Raw genomic sequence first — 15725 nt, 5'->3', positions numbered from 1 at the left:
GCATATTGAAAATGGAGGAGACCTTTTATGACGACGACGCTCGCGCGCCGCTATGCGGCCCTTCTGGCCTGTGCCGCCTTCGGTTTTGCAACATCCGCTTACGCGCAGGACAAGACCGTCAAGATCGGCGTCTTGAATGACATGTCGAGCCTTTATGCCGATATCGGCGGCCCGAACTCCGTGGTCGCGATCAAGATGGCCGTCGAGGATTCCGGCCTGCTCAAGAAGGGCTGGAAGATCGACGTTCTGAGCGGCGATCACCAGAACAAGCCGGACGTCGGCGTCAATATCGCTCGGCAGTGGATCGACAACGAGAAGGTCGATGCGATCGCTGATACGCCGAACTCCGGCGTCGCGCTTGCGGTCAGCAACCTCGTCAAGGAAAAGAATTCGGTGCTGCTGAATTCCGGCGCCGCCTCTGCCGACTTGACCGGCAAGGCCTGCACGCCGAACACAATCTCCTACACTTACGACACCTACATGCTCGCCAACGGCACCGGCAAGGCGCTGACCAAGGCTGGCGGCGACACCTGGTTCTTTCTTACCGCGGATTACGCCTTCGGCCACGCGCTGGAACGCGACACCACGGCCGTCGTGACGGCGAACGGCGGCAAGGTGCTGGGCAGCGTCAAGCACCCGATCAACAGCTCGGACTTCTCGTCCTTCCTGCTGCAGGCCCAATCGTCCAAGGCCAAGGTGGTCGGCCTCGCCAATGCCGGCGGCGACACCACGAACTCGATCAAGCAGGCGGCCGAATTCGGCATCGTATCGGGCGGCCAGAAGCTCGCGGCGCTGCTGCTGTTCATCAACGACGTGCATTCGCTGGGGCTAAAGACCGCGCACGGCCTGACCTTCACCGAGTCGTTCTACTGGGACATGAACGAGCAGACCCGCGCCTGGTCGAAGCGCTTCGCTGCCCTGGCCAGCAAGAACGCGATGCCGTCTATGACCCAGGCCGGCAACTACGCGATGGTGCTACACTATCTCAAGGCGATGGAAGCGCTCGGCGGCAATCCGCACGACGGCGCCAAGGTCGTCGCCAAGATGAAGGAGCTGCCGACCGACGATCCGCTGTTCGGCAATGGCCCGCTGCGCCAAGACGGACGCCGTCTCATCCCGGCCTATCTGTTCGAGGTGAAGAAGCCCGAGGAGTCGAAGGGCCCGTGGGACTACTACAAGCAGATCGCCACGATCGCGGCGGAAGACGCGGCCAAGCCGCTCAAGGACAGCGAGTGCCCGCTGGTGAAGAAGTAAGACCGTCGACGCCGCCGTAGGGTGGGCAAAGGCGCGTAAGCGCCGTGCCCACCTTCTCTCCGCGAGTTGACGAAGTAGCGGTGGGCACGCTTCGCTTTGCCCACCCTACGAAACCGTCTTCGTAGTCACCAGCGTCCGCATCGCGATCGCGACACATACCACCATCAATACCGCCGCAAGCAGGAACGGCGCGCCGGGCAGATGCAACGGCGCGCTGGCGCCGATGAAATAGGAAAACGTCAGCGTGAACAGGAACGGTCCGACGAGTTGCGACACGCTCTGCACGCTCGCGGTCGCGCCCTGCAACTGGCCCTGCTGATCGGGCGCGACCAGTCGGGTCATCAGCGATTGCATGGCGGCGCCCGAGATGCCCCACAGCGACATCACGGGAATGCCGATCCAGAACAGCGGGCCGGTCGGCGCGGCGCCGAAGATCACGAAGCCGATCGCACCACAGCACAGACCGAGCACCAGCGCATTCCGCTCACCGAACACGCGTACGATCGGGCCGATGGCGAGCCCCTGCACCACCATGGCGCAGATGCCGACCATCGCGAGCGTCAGACCCACGGTCTTGGAATCCCAGCCGTAGCGATAGGTCGCATAGAGCACGAAAGTCGAGGGCAGCACGACATGCGCGACTTGTGCGATGAAGTTGACGATGGATAACGCGGCCAGTGCCGCGTTGGAACGCAGCAAGTGCAGCGCTCCGACCGGATTGGCGCTGGTCCAGCGGAACGGCGCGCGCCGCTCCGGCGCCAGCGATTCCGGCAGGACGAAGAGCCCATAGAGCGCATTGGCAAGGCTCAAAGCCGCCGACGCCCAGAACGGCAGCCGCGGATCGATATCGCCGAGCAGGCCGCCGAGCGCCGGGCCCAGGATGAAGCCGGCGCCGAAGGCAGCTCCAATCCTGCCGAAGACGGCCGCGCGCCGCTCCGGCGGCGTGATGTCGGCGATATAGGCAAAGGCGGTCGAAATGCTCGCCGAGGTGATGCCCGAGATCACGCGGCCGATGAACAACCAGAGCAGCGACGGCGCGAGCGCCATCAGCACATAGTCGGCGGCGAGCCCGAAATTCGACAGCAGCACCACCGGCCGCCGTCCGAAGCGATCCGACAGCGCGCCGAGCACCGGCGAGAACACGAACTGCATCAGCGCCCAGGCGGTGCCGAACAGGCCGAAGATGCGGGCCGCATGCGCGGTGTCGTTGTCGACGAAGCTCTCGATCAGCTTCGGCAGGATCGGCATGATCACGCCGAGCGCGAGCATGTCGAGCAGGATGGTGACGAAGATGAAGGCGACGGCACCACGCCGGACCGGCGCAGCGCTTCGCGCCGTCGCCTCGCCGGCATCGTTGCTCACGACGGCCGCTTGCGCTTGTGGGCGAAGGGGTTGGCCTTTTCGCGCAAGGTGATGCGCACCGGCGTACCCGGCAGCTCAAAGGTCTCGCGCATGGAATTGGTCAGGTAGCGCAAATAGGACTGCGGCACCGCGTCCGCGCGCGAGCAGAACAGCACGAAGCTCGGCGGACGCGCCTTGTTCTGCGTGATGTAATTCAGCTTGAGCCGTCGGCCGGACACGGCCGGCGGCGGATTGGCCTGCACGGCCTGCTCGAACCAGCGATTGAGCGCGGATGTCGGCACGCGCCTGTTCCAGACCGCGTAGGCGTCCTGGATCGCCTGCATCAGACGATCGATGCCCTCGCCCATCAGACCTGATACGGCGACGATCGGCACGCCCTTGATCTGCGGCAGCGAATGGTCGGCATCCCGGCGCAGGCCCGAGATGGCGCCGCCGCCCTTGGTCTCCATCAGATCCCACTTGTTGACGGCGAGCACGACCGCGCGGCCCTCGCGCTCGATCAGATCGGCGATGCGCAGGTCCTGCTCCTCGAAGCGGTTCTGCGTGTCCATCATCATCACGACGACTTCGGCAAAGCGCACCGCGCGCAACGCGTCGGCGACCGAGAGCTTCTCCAGCTTTTCCTCGATGCGCGAGCGACGGCGCAGGCCTGCGGTATCGAACACGCGAAAATCGCGGCCCTTCCAGTTGATCTCGACCGCGATGGAATCGCGCGTGGTGCCGGCCTCCGGGCTCGTCAGCAGGCGCTCCTCGCCGAGCAGATGATTGATCAGCGTCGACTTGCCGGCATTGGGCCGGCCGACGATGGCGACGCGGATCGGACGCGTCGCGGCCTCCTCCTCGGTCAGCGGCTCGTCGTCCTCGGCTTCATCTTCCTCGACAGGCTCCGGCATCAACTCGCGGAGGGCGTCATACAGCTCGCCCATGCCTTCGCCGTGCTCGGCCGAGACCTGAATGGGATCGCCGAGGCCGAGCGCAAAGGCCTCCATCGCGCCGGCATCGCCGTGCTTGCCTTCGCTCTTGTTGGCGACCAGCAGTACCGGCTTGTCGGCCTTGCGGGCGAAATCGGCGAAGGCGCGATCGGTGGGCGTCAGGCCGATGCGGGCGTCGATGACGAAGAACAGCGCGTCGGCCTGTGCGATCGCGGCCTCGGTCTGCTCCTGCATGCGCGCGGTCAGCGAGCCCTTGGCGCCCTCGTCGAGGCCGGCGGTATCGATGATGGTGAATTCGAGGTCGCCGAGCCTGGCCTCGCCTTCGCGGCGGTCGCGGGTGACGCCCGGCAGGTCATCGACGAGCGCGAGCTTCTGCCCAACCAGGCGGTTGAACAGCGTCGATTTGCCGACATTTGGCCGGCCGATAATAGCAATCGTGAAGGACATCGGTCATTCGTGCGCTGCGAAGGCCGCGCCTGTCAATGTAATGAAGTGATCAGCGCGAAAAGCTGCCGCTCGGCATCGGTGCCGGGAAAGCTCCCTGCGATTGCTGCTGGGTGGTTTGGGTCGGTTGCGCCTGCTGGACGGGTTGATCCGGCGGCGGGGCGGTGGTGCGCTTGCGCACGATCTTCTGCTTGGGCGGCGGAGCGGCCGTGGGCGGCGCGGCCTCCGGCTGGGCCTCGCCGTCGACCTCGCCCGCGGGCGCCTCAGCGGGCGCGGCCGCGGTGCTGGAAGGCTGTTTGGTCTTCTTCGCCTTGGCACCCTTTGCCGGCTTGGCCTCGGGCGACGGCTCGGCGGGCAGAGCCGCGACGGCCGGTGCGTTCGGATCCGGCTGCTGCTGTGCTGCGCCCTTGTACATCTCCCGCGGCACGCCCTGCTCGAGGCCCGGAACGCCCTCCGGGAAGACCGGCTTGCGGTCGCCCGGCAGCTTCTTCTTGGTGTCGAGGAAGTCGAGCATGTCGCTTGGATCGAAGCTGGAGCAGCCGCCCAGGATGCCCGTGAAGGCGATCAGGACGGCGGCTGCGATCAAGCGGGGCGTGCGGCGCATCTTGTGTCTCGTCTACGTCAGAGAGCCCGAAGGTCAGCTCTTGGTCAGCTTTTGGCGACGGGCGGCAGCAGGGCCTGGAGCGCCTCGGCGCGTGAGCGCAAACCGGGCGGCGTTTCGCCGTCCTCGGCAATCGCGTCGAGCCATTTGCGGGCCGCGGTCATGTCGTTGTTGCGCCAGGCCGATAGCGCCAGCAACTCGCGGGCGCTGTGGCGGAACGTGGATTTGGGCGCGGCGGAGGACTCCAGCCGCTGCTGCATGTCGGCATAGGACGCGCTGTCGACCAGCAAGCCGGCGGCGCGGATCTTCGCCAGATCCTGCCACTCACCACCGATGCTGCGATCGGCGGCGATGTCGTCAAACATCTTGGCGGCCGCCTTGGGATCGCGGGGCGCTGCCTCGGCCGCGGCACGTAGCCGCGCCAGGGTGCGATAACCCGAGGGAGCCTTGGCGGCGAGCGCGGTGAAGGCGGCCTCGGCCTCCGCGTGCTTGTCCTGGTCGGACAGCTCAGCGGCCTTCTCGAAGGCGGCGCCGGCCTCGGCGGCCTTCTTGCCCTCCAGATACTGGTAGCCGCGCCAGCCGCCGACGGCGGCCACGATCAGCACCATCAGGGCAATGAAGACAATCGAATACTTGTCCCACAGCTTCTTGAGCTGTTCGCGACGTACTTCCTCGTCGACTTCGTCAAATAATTCAGACACTTATGCTAATCCCATGCCCGTCCGGGTGCGCGCGCCAATGCGTTCGCGTCAGGAATCCCGTCCCCCACGTGGCGGCGGGGTACCCTAACGATATGGCGGTGGCAAGGCAAAGCGAGCCCAATCAAGGCGTTAACCACCCGGGATAGCCCGGAGCCGGCCTGTCCGGCTCAGGTTCCCAGGAGCTCCCGCAGCTGCCGCTTCAGCACCTTGCCGTTGGCATTGCGCGGCAGCGGCTCGGGGGTGATCGCCATAGTTTCGGGGACCTTGTAGTCGGACAGCCGCTCCGCGCACCAGGCGCGCAAGGCCTCGCCGGTCACCGGCGCGCGCGTCACCACCACGGCGTGGACGCGCTCGCCCAGCACCGGGCAAGCCTTGGCAATGATCGCGCTCTCGACCACGGCGGGGTGGCCGGCCAGCACGGACTCGACCTCGGCCGAATAGATCTTCAGGCCGCCGCGATTGATCATGTCCTTCTGCCGGTCGAACACGCGGACAAACCCCTCCGCATCGACCGAGCCGAGATCACCGGAATGCCAGAATCCGCCCGTGAAGCTTTCGGCCGTGGCCTTCGGGTTATTCCAGTAGCCCTTGATGACGGAGGCGCTCTGGATCCAGAGCTCGCCGATCTCGCCAGCGGGCAGTTCGCGCCCGTCCGCTCCCATCGCGACGATGTGGGCACCGGGACACGGCAGGCCGACACTGTCGATGTGGCTCGCGGTCAGCTCGCCCGGCATGATCGTCGAGGGCGACGTCGTCTCGGTTGAGCCGTAGCAGTTCGCGAGCTTCAGGCCGGGAATCGTCGCCTTGAGCTTCTCGATGGTCGCGACCGGCATCGGTGCGCCGCCAAAGCCGCCGATGCGCCAGCTCGAGAGATCGTAGCTGTCGAAATCGGGCTGGAGCAGGCAGAGATTGTACATCGCCGGCACCATCACCGTGTAGGTGACACGCTCGCGCGCGGCGAGCTTGAGATAATCGGCAGCCTTGAACTCCGGCATGATGATCAGCGCGCCGCCGCAGCGGATCATCGTCGTGATGTTGGCGACGACGCCGGTGACGTGGCCGAGCGGCACCGCCGCGATCGAGCGGTCCGCTTCCGTCAATTGCAGGCAGGAGACGAACACCATCGAGGAATGGACGATGTTGCAATGGGCGAGCATCGCGCCCTTCGGCTTGCCCGTCGTGCCCGAGGTGTAGAGGATCATCGCGGTGTCCTCCTCGCCGATCTCGACCGGCGCCGATGCCGGGACGTTGTCGGCGAGCACGGCGAAACGCGACAGGGCCTGATTGCTGTCGACGGCGATGCGGTGGATGACAGCGGGGACATCAAGCGCATCGGGCAGCCGCCCGGTGAGCCCCGCTTCATGGATAAGAATCTTGGCGCCGCAATCGGCGAGGACATAGGCGATCTCGGGCTTCTGCTGGCGCGTGCCGAGCAGCACCGTCACCAGCCCCTCATGCGCGGCGGCAAACAGCAGCAGCGGAAATTCGATGCGATTGCCGAGCAGGATCGCGATGCGATCGCCGCGCTGCAGGCCGAGCTTGCGAAAGCCCGCCGCGATCCGCGTGGCCTGCTCCACCGCCTGCCGCCAGCTCAACCGGACATCGCCTGCGATCAGCGCTTCGCCATCCGGATTGCGGGCGCAAGCGTCCGCGATCATCGCCCACAGGCTCGCCGGCCGGTCGCTGAAGGCCGGCACCATCCGATCGCCGAAGCGCGCCTCGAACCGCATCGGCGGGATCTGAGAATGCGACCAGTCCATCGGGATGCCCTCGGCTGTTGCTTTGTCACGTTCCGCGCACGGCTGCGCGGAACCGTCTTGCGCTGATCGGCTGTCGTCAGCCTCCCATGACGGGAACGCCGATCACAACCGGGTGGAATGCGAAGGCCAGCGCGAGATAAGCGACGACACCGACTGCAACGGCGATCAGATCATTGGTGACCCCGCCCACCGGAATCGGCGGGCCGCCGCCATCGGTGCGATGCTTCAGCGAGATGCGGTCGTACACGGCCCAGCCCAGGAACGAGCCAAACAGGATGATGGAGCCGAGATCACCATTGGCGAGCAGATGCGCGGCCGCCCACAATTTGATGCCCGCCAGCATCGGATGCTTCAGCGTCGCATAGATGCGCCCGCGCAAGTAGGACGCCACCACCAGGATGACAGCGGGCAGCATCAGCGCGACTGTAATGTGCTTGAATGCGACCGGCGGCTCCCAAATCGGGATCATTCCGGCAGCGCGATAATGGGCAAAGCCCCAGATGATCAGCGCCAGTCCCGCAAGCGAGACGGCCGCATAGAGGATCTTGTAGGTCCCCTCGCCCAGTCTCGCGATCGCCTGCGCGCGCGCCTCTCGTTTCGTTGTGAAAACATGGGCCGCAAAAAACAGCATCAGCCCCAGGATCATGACCAGCAGACCCACGACATCCTCCCCTCAACCAGCGCCCCCGCCTATGGCGTATCATCGATTGGGCGCGGGTCGCAACTCTCACGCCTCATGGTGAGGCGTGCAGGCTCGGGTCTGCAACAGCGCGGCCTTCATCCTGTGAGACCCGCGCAAGCGCAGTCCGCAAGATGCGGGGATAGAGCTATTTTCCAAGCTCGCGATTATCGACATAGCGGATCGCGATCGGGCGTCCGGCCAGAGCGCCGCCGAGGCCGTTGGTGAATTTGAGCGGCAGGCAGGCTTTCAGCGATGAATTGATCGCATTGAGATAGGTCGTTCGGGTATCGGCCGGGACGCCCGCGGTCGCATAGGTCAGCTGCGGCGGACCGATCATGCCGCCCGCCTTGTTGAAGCTGAAGCGCACCGCCATCTGCATGCCCGCGCGCGCATTGTCCGATGGCGGCGACCAGCAGGTGCGCAGCTCGGCGAAGAGATCGCCGATCGTATCGAGATCGTGATCCGGCCTCTGATATTTCGAGCGATCTGCCTCCGCCGGCACGGTTTCGATCGTGAGCTGGAGATTCTGGCCGTAGGGGTAATCGATCTCGGGAATGCAGGGGCCGGGCTCGAGCGGGCTGCAATAGTACGGCGTGCAGGGCCGGCCGGCGAGCACGCTGCACGGCTCATGCGAAAACGGGATCGGATTGATCTGGCGGCGCTGCGCATCGGCGGCAACCGTCGATATCGCCAGCAGGAGAAAGACCAGGATGCCGCGCCACATGATGCAAGCTCACAATGCCACACCAACCAACGTGGCATCGACAACGAACCCGTCAAGCCTGCGGCTGTTCACATGCTCGCGTTTAGCTCCGGTGTCGTCGCCCGGCTCGACCGGACGACCCAGTACTCCGAGACGGCTGTGATGGAATTGAGAGGCTGACTGGATTCCCCGCCTTCGCGGGGAATGACAGCGGAGTGCGCCCTACCCCTTCTTCTTGACGTCCTTGACGTTCGTGAACTCGATGCCCTCCGCGCGTTCCCTGGCGTAGCCGAGATAGAACTCGTTTCTCGCCAGATACACGGGATCGCCGTCGACATCGTCGGCGATGCTCGAGGTGTTGGCGGCGATGAAGGCGTCGAGCTTCTTGCGGTCCTCGGATGAGACCCAGCGGGCGAGCTGGAACTCGCTGACCTCGAACTCGACCGGCAGCGAATATTCAGCCTCGAGGCGTGCCTTCAGCACGTCAAGCTGCAGCGCCCCGACCACGCCGACCAGCGCCGGTGCGCCGTCGCGCGGGCGGAACACCTGCACCACGCCCTCTTCCGACATCTGCTGAAGCGCTTCCTTCAGCTTCTTCGCCTTCATCGCGTCGGTGAGACGCACGCGGCGGACGATTTCCGGCGCGAAGCTCGGTACGCCGACGAAGGTGAAATCCTCGCCCTCGGTCAGGGTATCGCCGATGCGCAGCGTGCCGTGATTGGGAATACCGACGACGTCGCCGGCGAAGGCTTCGTCCGCGACCGAACGATCCTGCGCGAAGAAGAATTGCGGGCTCGACAGCGGCATGCTCTTGCCGGTGCGCACCAGCTTGGCCTTCATGCCGCGGCTGAGCTTGCCGGAGCACAGGCGCGCGAAGGCGATGCGGTCGCGGTGGTTCGGATCCATGTTCGCCTGGATCTTGAACACGAAGGCGCTCATGCGCGGATCGGTCGCCTCGACCTTGCGCTGGTCGCTCTCCTGCGCGCGCGGCTCCGGCGCGAACTTGCCGAGACCTTCCAGGAGGTCGCCGACGCCGAAATTGCGCAGCGCGCTGCCGAAATAGACCGGCGTCAGATGGCCCTCGCGAAACGCGGCGAGCTCGAACGGTTTCGAAGCCTCGGTGACGAGTTCGAGCTCGTCCTTGACCGCGCCGACATCGAGGTTGGCGTTGAGCTTGCCGAGCTCGGCGATCTCGATCTGCTGTGCAGCGCCGGTCTTGGCGCCGCCGCCTTCGAGCAGACGCACGCCGCCATTGGCAACGTCATAGGTGCCGAGGAAATCGCGGCCGCGRCCGACCGGCCAGGTCATCGGCGTGGTGTCGAGCGCGAGCGTCTTCTCGATCTCGTCGAGCAGCTCGAACACGTCGCGGCTCTCGCGGTCCATCTTGTTGATGAAGGTGATGATCGGAATGTCGCGCAGGCGGCAGACTTCGAACAGCTTTCGGGTGCGCGCCTCGATGCCCTTGGCAGCGTCGATCACCATGACGGCGGAGTCGACGGCCGTGAGCGTACGGTAGGTGTCCTCCGAAAAGTCCTCGTGGCCCGGCGTGTCCAGCAGATTGAACACGAGACCCTCGAACTCGAACGTCATGACCGAGGTCACGACCGAGATGCCGCGCTCGCGCTCGATCTTCATCCAGTCCGAACGGGTGTTGCGCCGCTCGCCCTTGGCCTTGACCTGGCCGGCGAGATTGATGGCGCCGCCGAACAGCAGCAGTTTCTCGGTCAGCGTGGTTTTGCCCGCGTCCGGGTGGGAGATGATCGCGAAGGTGCGCCGCCGCGCCACCTCGGTGGCAAGCGGGGAACGGGCCGGCGAGTCGGCTGATATGGCGATGTCGGACATGGCGGGAGCGTTTGGCAGGGAAAATGGGCCTGATCAAGCCTCATGTGGTGATTGCGGAGCCCTACGGCCAGCCCCATATCCGCTCCCGGGGAGGACGGCCTCCCCCCTCATCAGCATATCCGCCGCGGGGACGACCCTGCCTTGAATGGAGGGTCGTCATGGCCTGGAGCATCCTGTTCGTCGCCGGTCTTCTCGAAATTACCTGGGCGATCGGCCTGAAATACACCGAGGGTTTTACCAAGCTTGTTCCGTCCGTCATCACGCTCGCGGCGATGGCCGGCAGCGTCATCCTGCTCGGTTTAGCCCTCAAATCGCTGCCCGTCGGAACCGCCTATGCGGTCTGGACCGGCATCGGCGCGGTCGGTACCGCCACGCTTGGCATCATTCTGTTCGGCGAGCCGGCCACGGCGTTCCGCCTCGCCAGCATTGGGCTGATCGTCGCCGGCATCGCAGGGCTGAAATTCGTCACCTGACGAAAATCTGGACCGCCCACCAGGTCAGCGCCGCGACAATGRCCGAGGCCGGGATCGTGATCACCCAGGCATAGACGATCGAGCTCGCGACGTTCCAGYGCACCGCCGAGACGCGGCGGGCCGCGCCGACGCCGACGATCGCGCCAGTAATGGTGTGGGTGGTCGAGACGGGAACGCCGAGGAAGGTCGCCATGAACAGGGTCGCGGCGCCGCCGGTTTCGGCGCAAAAGCCCTGCATCGGCGTCAGCTTGGTGATGCGCAGGCCCATGGTGCGGACGATGCGCCAGCCGCCCATCAGCGTGCCCAGCGCCATCGCGGCCTGGCAGGACAGCACCACCCAGAACGGCACCGAGAATTCACCGCCAAGATGCCCTTGCGAATAGAGCAGCACGGCAATGATGCCCATGGTCTTCTGGGCGTCATTGCCGCCATGGCCGAGCGAATAGAGCGAGGCGGAGGCGAATTGCAGGATGCGGAAGGCGCGATCGACCGCGAACGGCGTCGAGCGCACCGAGAGCCAGGACACGATCGCGACCAGCATCATCGCGAGCAGGAAGCCGACCAGCGGCGACAGCACGATCGCCAGCACCGCCTTGGACAGTCCGCTCCACACCGCAGCCGAGATCCCCGCCTTGGCCATGCCGCCGCCGACGAGACCGCCGATCAGCGCATGCGACGACGAGGACGGGATGCCCAGCCCCCAGGTCACCAGGTTCCAGACGATCGCGCCGACAAGGGCCGCGAAGATCACCTGGGCGTCGACCACCGCGGGCTCGATGATGCCGGTGCCGATGGTCTGGGCAACATGCAGCCCGAACACCATGAAGGCGATGAAATTGAAGAACGCCGCCCAGAGCACCGCGAATTGCGGCCGCAGCACGCGGGTGGACACGATGGTCGCGATCGAATTGGCGGCGTCGTGCAGGCCGTTCAGGAAGTCGAACAGCAGCGCGACGGCGATCAAGCCGACGAGGACAGGAAGTCCGAGCGCAGCATCCACGGCGCGACTCCTGCCCTAAACTTGCTCGATGACGATGCTGTTGATCTCGTTCGCGACGTCGTCGAAACGGTCGGCCACCTTTTCGAGATGGTCGTAGATCTCGACGCCGACGATGAAATCCATCGCGCTGCCATCACGATGCTTGAGGAACAGCTCCTTCAGCCCGATGTCATGGAGATCGTCGACCCGGCCCTCCAGCTTGCCCAGCTCCTCCGTGATCGCGGTCAGCATCGCGACGTTCGGGCCGATCGACTGCATCAGCGGCAACGCGCGCCCCACGAGATTGGCGCATTCGATCAGGAGCCCGCCAATCTCCCGCATCGGCGGCTCGAAGGTGCGGACCTCGAACAGCATCACGGCCTTGGCCGTCTGCTGCATCTGGTCGATGGCATCGTCCATCGAGGTGATTAGATTTTTGATGTCGCCACGGTCGAAGGGGGTGATGAAGGTGCGGCGCACCGCCGTCAGCACCTCACGGGTGATGTTGTCGGCGTCATTCTCGAACTGGTTGACACGCTGGCAGTAGACCGGCGTCTCCTCGCCCCCATTGAGCATGCCCTGGAGTGCGATCGAGCCCTGGATCACGGTCTGTGCATGGCGGTCGAACAGGTCGAAGAACCGTTCTTCCTTGGGCAGGAAAGCGCGAAACCATCGCATCATGGGGATAGGCTACCGGTTGGAAATGGCCCGGCCCGAACGGACCGTCATGAAACTGTCATAGACCATTTCCACCCCGCGCGCGTGTCATCTCACGCCCGCGAAGCAGGATCATCCACCGGATTATCGCGCCAATGAAATTGGCGCGATATCAATGACTTAGAGCGAGCGCCGGAAGTAATGAGCGATTTCGCCGATGACGCCGCGGCGGAAGGTGAGCACGCAGACCACGAAGATCGAGYCCTGGATCACCGTCACCCATTGGCCAAAACCCGCCAGATATTGCTGCATGGCGATGATCGCGAAGGCACCAACCACGGGGCCGAAGATGGTGCCGAGACCGCCAACCAGCGTCATCAGCACGACCTCGCCCGACATCGTCCAGTGCACGTCGGTGAGCGAGGCATTCTGCGCCACGAACACCTTCAGCGATCCGGCAAAGCCGGCCAGCGTGCCGGACAGGACGAAAGCCAGGAATTTATATTGGTCGGTCCGGTAGCCGAGCGAGATCGCGCGCGGCTCGTTCTCGCGGATCGACTTCAGCACTTCACCGAACGGCGAGTTGATGATGCGGTAGATCAGCAGGAAGCCGGCGAGGAAGCCGGCCAGCACGACGTAATAAAGCACCGTCGGCTTGGAGAGATCGAGCAAGCCGAACATCCGCCCCTGCGGAATGCCCTGAATGCCGTCCTCACCATGGGTGAACGGCGCCTGGAGGTAGATGAAGTACAGGAGCTGCGACAGCGCCAGCGTGATCATCGAGAAATAGATGCCCTGGCGGCGGATCGAGATATAGCCGGTGATGAGCGACAGCCCGAACGCCGCGACGATTCCAACGAGGATGCCGAGCTCCGGCGGCAACGCCCACACTTTCAGCGCGTGCGCGCTGCAATAGCCGGCGGTGCCCATGAACATTGCGTGGCCGAACGACAACAGGCCGCCATAGCCGATCAGCAGGTTGAAGGCGCAGGCAAGCAGCGCAAAGCACAGCGCCTGCATCACGAAGAACGGATAGACGCCCGTGAAGGGCACCGACGCCAGCAGCAGCGCCATCACCACGAACACGACCATCTCGTCACGCATCGCGCGCGGGGTTACCGGCAGCGTGTCGTCCGTCAAGGCTGTCATATCAGGCCGCCCTTCCCGTCAGTCCCGTTGGCTTCACCAAGAGCACCAGCACCATCAGCACGAACACGACGGTGTTGGAGGCCTCGGGGTAGAAATACTTGGTCAGGCCCTCGATCACACCGAGCGCAAAGCCGGTGATGATGGAGCCCATGATCGATCCCATGCCGCCGATCACGACCACCGCGAACACGACGATGATGAGGTCGGCGCCCATCAACGGCCGCACCTGGTTGATCGGCGCCGAGAGCACACCGGCGAGCGCGGCAAGGCCGACGCCGAGACCGTAGGTCAGCGTAATCATGCGCGGCACGTTGATGCCGAAAGCGCGCACCAGCGTCGGATTCTCAGTGGCCGCGCGCAGGTTAGCACCGAGCCGCGTCTTCTCGATCAGGAACCAGGTGGCGATACACACCACCAGCGAGAAGATGACGACCCAGCCGCGATAGATCGGTAGGAACATGAAGCCGAGATTCATGCCGCCCTTGAGCTGGTCCGGAATGGCGTAAGGCAGACCGGAGGAGCCGAAATAGTTCTGGAACACGCCCTGCACGATCAGCGCGATGCCAAAGGTCAGGAGCAGGCCGTAGAGGTGGTCGAGCCCGGTCAGCCATTGCAGCATGGTCCGTTCCAGGATCATGCCGAAGATGCCGACGATAACAGGCGCGATCAGCAGCGCCCACCAGTAGTTGATGCCGCCGAGGCTCAGCAGGAAATAGGCAACGAACGCGCCCATCATGTAGAGCGCGCCGTGGGCGAAATTGATGATGTTGAGCATGCCGAAGATCACGGCAAGCCCGAGACTGAGCAGCGCGTAGAACGAGCCGTTGATCAATCCCACCAGTAGCTGAGCGTAAAGAGCCTGCATCGATCCCGCACCCGGTCCCTTCGGCGTTGCCTGAAAATCGCCCGCAGGCCTGATGGCCTGCGGGCGGTTATCTTACTTCTTCAAGAGCGCGCACTTGCTCTCGGACAGCGGCGTGAAAGCCTGGTCGCCCGGTACGGTGCCGACCAGCTTGTAGAAGTCCCACGGCCCCTTGGACTCCGAGGGCTTCTTCACCTCGAACAGGTAGGCGCTGTGGATGGTGCGGCCGTTCGGCTGGATCTCGCCCTTGCCGAACAGGTCGTCCTCCGTCGGCAACGACTTCATCTTCTCGACGACCTTGACGCCGTCATGAGGATTGCCGCCGAGCGCTTCCAGCGTCTTGAGATAGTGACGCACACCCGCATAGACGCCGGCCTGCACCATGGTGGGCGGCGCGTTGTTCTTCATCTTGTCGGAGAAGCGCTTGGAGAAGGCCCGGGTCTTGTCGTCCATGTCCCAATAGAACGTCTCGGTGAAGTTGAGGCCCTGCGCGGTCTCGAGGCCAATCGCCTTGACGTCGGTGAGGAACAGCAGCAGCGCCGCGAGCTTCTGGCCACCCTTGACGATGCCGAACTCGGCCGCCTGCTTGATCGAGTTGGTGGTGTCGCCGCCGGCATTGRCAAGACCGATGATCTTGGCCTTCGAAGCTTGCGCCTGCAGCAGGAACGAGGAGAAGTCCGGCGTGTTGAGCGGATGCTTGACGCCGCCGACCACCTTGCCGCCGTTGGCGGTGACCACGGCCGTGGTGTCGCGCTCGAGCGCCGCACCGAAGGCGTAGTCCGCGGTCAGGAAGAACCAGCTGTCGCCACCGGCCTTCACCAGCGCCTGCCCCGTGGTGTGGGCCAGCATGTAGGTGTCGTAGGTCCAGTGCACCGTGTTGGGCGAGCACTGCGCGTTGGTGAGGTCCGAGGTCGCGGCGCCCGAGTTGATGTAGACGCCATTCTTTTCCTTGATGACGTTGTTGACGGCGAGCGCCACGCCGGAGTTCGGCACGTCGACGATGATGTCGACCTTGTCGACGTCGAACCATTGCCGCGCGATCGCGGTGCCGATGTCGGGCTTGTTCTGGTGATCGCCGGAGATGATGTCGATCTTCCAGCCCTTCGCCGCAAGGCCGGAATCTTCGACGGCCATCTGGGCGGCGAGCGTCGAGCCGGGACCGCCGAGGTCGGCGTAGAGGCCGGACTGATCGGACAGCGCGCCGATCTTGACGGTCTTGTCCTGCGCAAAGGCTACGCCAGCCGTGGTGACGGCCAACGCCGTGCCGAGCAGAAACGACGCAATCGACTTTTTCATGCTACTTCCCTCGTGAATTTTCTCGTGG

General features: G+C 64.7%; 15 protein-coding genes. 2 read left to right on the top strand and 13 right to left on the bottom strand.

All coding sequences use genetic code 11. The annotated features are described in order from the left end of the window. The first annotated feature begins 27 nt into the window (after positions 1–27). A complete protein-coding gene (locus AB4Z51_RS03880) occupies positions 28–1254 on the top strand; it encodes an ABC transporter substrate-binding protein (RefSeq protein ID WP_063983724.1) in 1227 nt (408 codons plus the stop codon). A gap of 105 nt (positions 1255–1359) precedes the next feature. Here AB4Z51_RS03880 and AB4Z51_RS03875 read toward each other — a convergent pair whose 3' ends face one another. The 8 genes from AB4Z51_RS03875 to AB4Z51_RS03840 all read right to left on the bottom strand — a co-directional run bounded on the left by AB4Z51_RS03875 (position 1360) and on the right by AB4Z51_RS03840 (position 10281). Continuing rightward, positions 1360–2616 (bottom strand): TCR/Tet family MFS transporter, encoded by a 1257-nt coding sequence (locus tag AB4Z51_RS03875; RefSeq protein ID WP_441268201.1) that lies wholly within the window; start codon positions 2614–2616, stop codon positions 1360–1362. Next, entirely contained in the window at positions 2613–3995 is a 1383-nt protein-coding gene (der, locus tag AB4Z51_RS03870; protein WP_247311469.1) for a ribosome biogenesis GTPase Der, read from the bottom strand. Before der ends, AB4Z51_RS03875 begins: the two co-directional genes overlap by 4 nt. 49 nt (positions 3996–4044) lie before the next feature. After that, positions 4045–4596: a hypothetical protein gene (locus tag AB4Z51_RS03865; protein ID WP_208086392.1), complete on the bottom strand. Its 552-nt coding sequence runs from the start codon at positions 4594–4596 to the stop codon at positions 4045–4047. 44 nt (positions 4597–4640) lie between these two features. Beyond that, positions 4641–5294, bottom strand: a complete 654-nt coding sequence (locus AB4Z51_RS03860; RefSeq protein WP_063983726.1) for a tetratricopeptide repeat protein — start codon at positions 5292–5294, stop codon at positions 4641–4643. A 167-nt stretch (positions 5295–5461) separates the two neighbouring features. Continuing rightward, positions 5462–7054: a class I adenylate-forming enzyme family protein gene (locus tag AB4Z51_RS03855; protein ID WP_441268202.1), complete on the bottom strand. Its 1593-nt coding sequence runs from the start codon at positions 7052–7054 to the stop codon at positions 5462–5464. A 76-nt stretch (positions 7055–7130) separates the two neighbouring features. Beyond that, entirely contained in the window at positions 7131–7715 is a 585-nt protein-coding gene (locus tag AB4Z51_RS03850) for an NnrU family protein (RefSeq protein WP_441268203.1), read from the bottom strand. Positions 7716–7881: 166 nt separating this feature from the next. Then, on the bottom strand, positions 7882–8460 hold the full coding sequence (locus tag AB4Z51_RS03845; protein ID WP_071914722.1) for a hypothetical protein: 579 nt from the start codon (positions 8458–8460) through the stop codon (positions 7882–7884). A gap of 201 nt (positions 8461–8661) precedes the next feature. Continuing rightward, on the bottom strand, positions 8662–10281 hold the full coding sequence (locus AB4Z51_RS03840; protein WP_441268204.1) for a peptide chain release factor 3: 1620 nt from the start codon (positions 10279–10281) through the stop codon (positions 8662–8664). A gap of 158 nt (positions 10282–10439) precedes the next feature. On the opposite strand from AB4Z51_RS03840, the gene sugE reads away from it, so the two are divergent. Next, positions 10440–10754, top strand: coding sequence for a quaternary ammonium compound efflux SMR transporter SugE (gene sugE / locus AB4Z51_RS03835; protein WP_231144876.1), 315 nt, complete (start codon positions 10440–10442; stop codon positions 10752–10754). Here the strand turns inward: sugE and AB4Z51_RS03830 are convergent. The 5 genes from AB4Z51_RS03830 to AB4Z51_RS03810 all read right to left on the bottom strand — a co-directional run bounded on the left by AB4Z51_RS03830 (position 10747) and on the right by AB4Z51_RS03810 (position 15697). Next, positions 10747–11754, bottom strand: a complete 1008-nt coding sequence (locus AB4Z51_RS03830) for an anion permease (RefSeq protein WP_441497065.1) — start codon at positions 11752–11754, stop codon at positions 10747–10749. The genes sugE and AB4Z51_RS03830 overlap by 8 nt on opposite strands. Positions 11755–11769: 15 nt before the next feature. Beyond that, positions 11770–12414: a DUF47 domain-containing protein gene (locus AB4Z51_RS03825; protein WP_014495845.1), complete on the bottom strand. Its 645-nt coding sequence runs from the start codon at positions 12412–12414 to the stop codon at positions 11770–11772. A 156-nt stretch (positions 12415–12570) separates the two neighbouring features. Then, on the bottom strand, positions 12571–13539 hold the full coding sequence (locus AB4Z51_RS03820; protein ID WP_441497064.1) for a branched-chain amino acid ABC transporter permease: 969 nt from the start codon (positions 13537–13539) through the stop codon (positions 12571–12573). 1 nt (position 13540) lies between these two features. Then, positions 13541–14404: a branched-chain amino acid ABC transporter permease gene (locus AB4Z51_RS03815; protein WP_063983732.1), complete on the bottom strand. Its 864-nt coding sequence runs from the start codon at positions 14402–14404 to the stop codon at positions 13541–13543. 72 nt (positions 14405–14476) lie between these two features. Beyond that, positions 14477–15697, bottom strand: coding sequence for an ABC transporter substrate-binding protein (locus tag AB4Z51_RS03810; protein WP_441497063.1), 1221 nt, complete (start codon positions 15695–15697; stop codon positions 14477–14479). Between the last annotated feature and the right edge of the window lie 28 nt (positions 15698–15725).

Source organism: Bradyrhizobium sp. 2TAF36, assembly GCF_052114925.1.
Lineage (GTDB): Bacteria > Pseudomonadota > Alphaproteobacteria > Rhizobiales > Xanthobacteraceae > Bradyrhizobium > Bradyrhizobium barranii.
The sequence above is the reverse complement of the archived record's forward strand: the minus strand, read 5'-3'. Positions and strand labels throughout refer to the sequence as shown.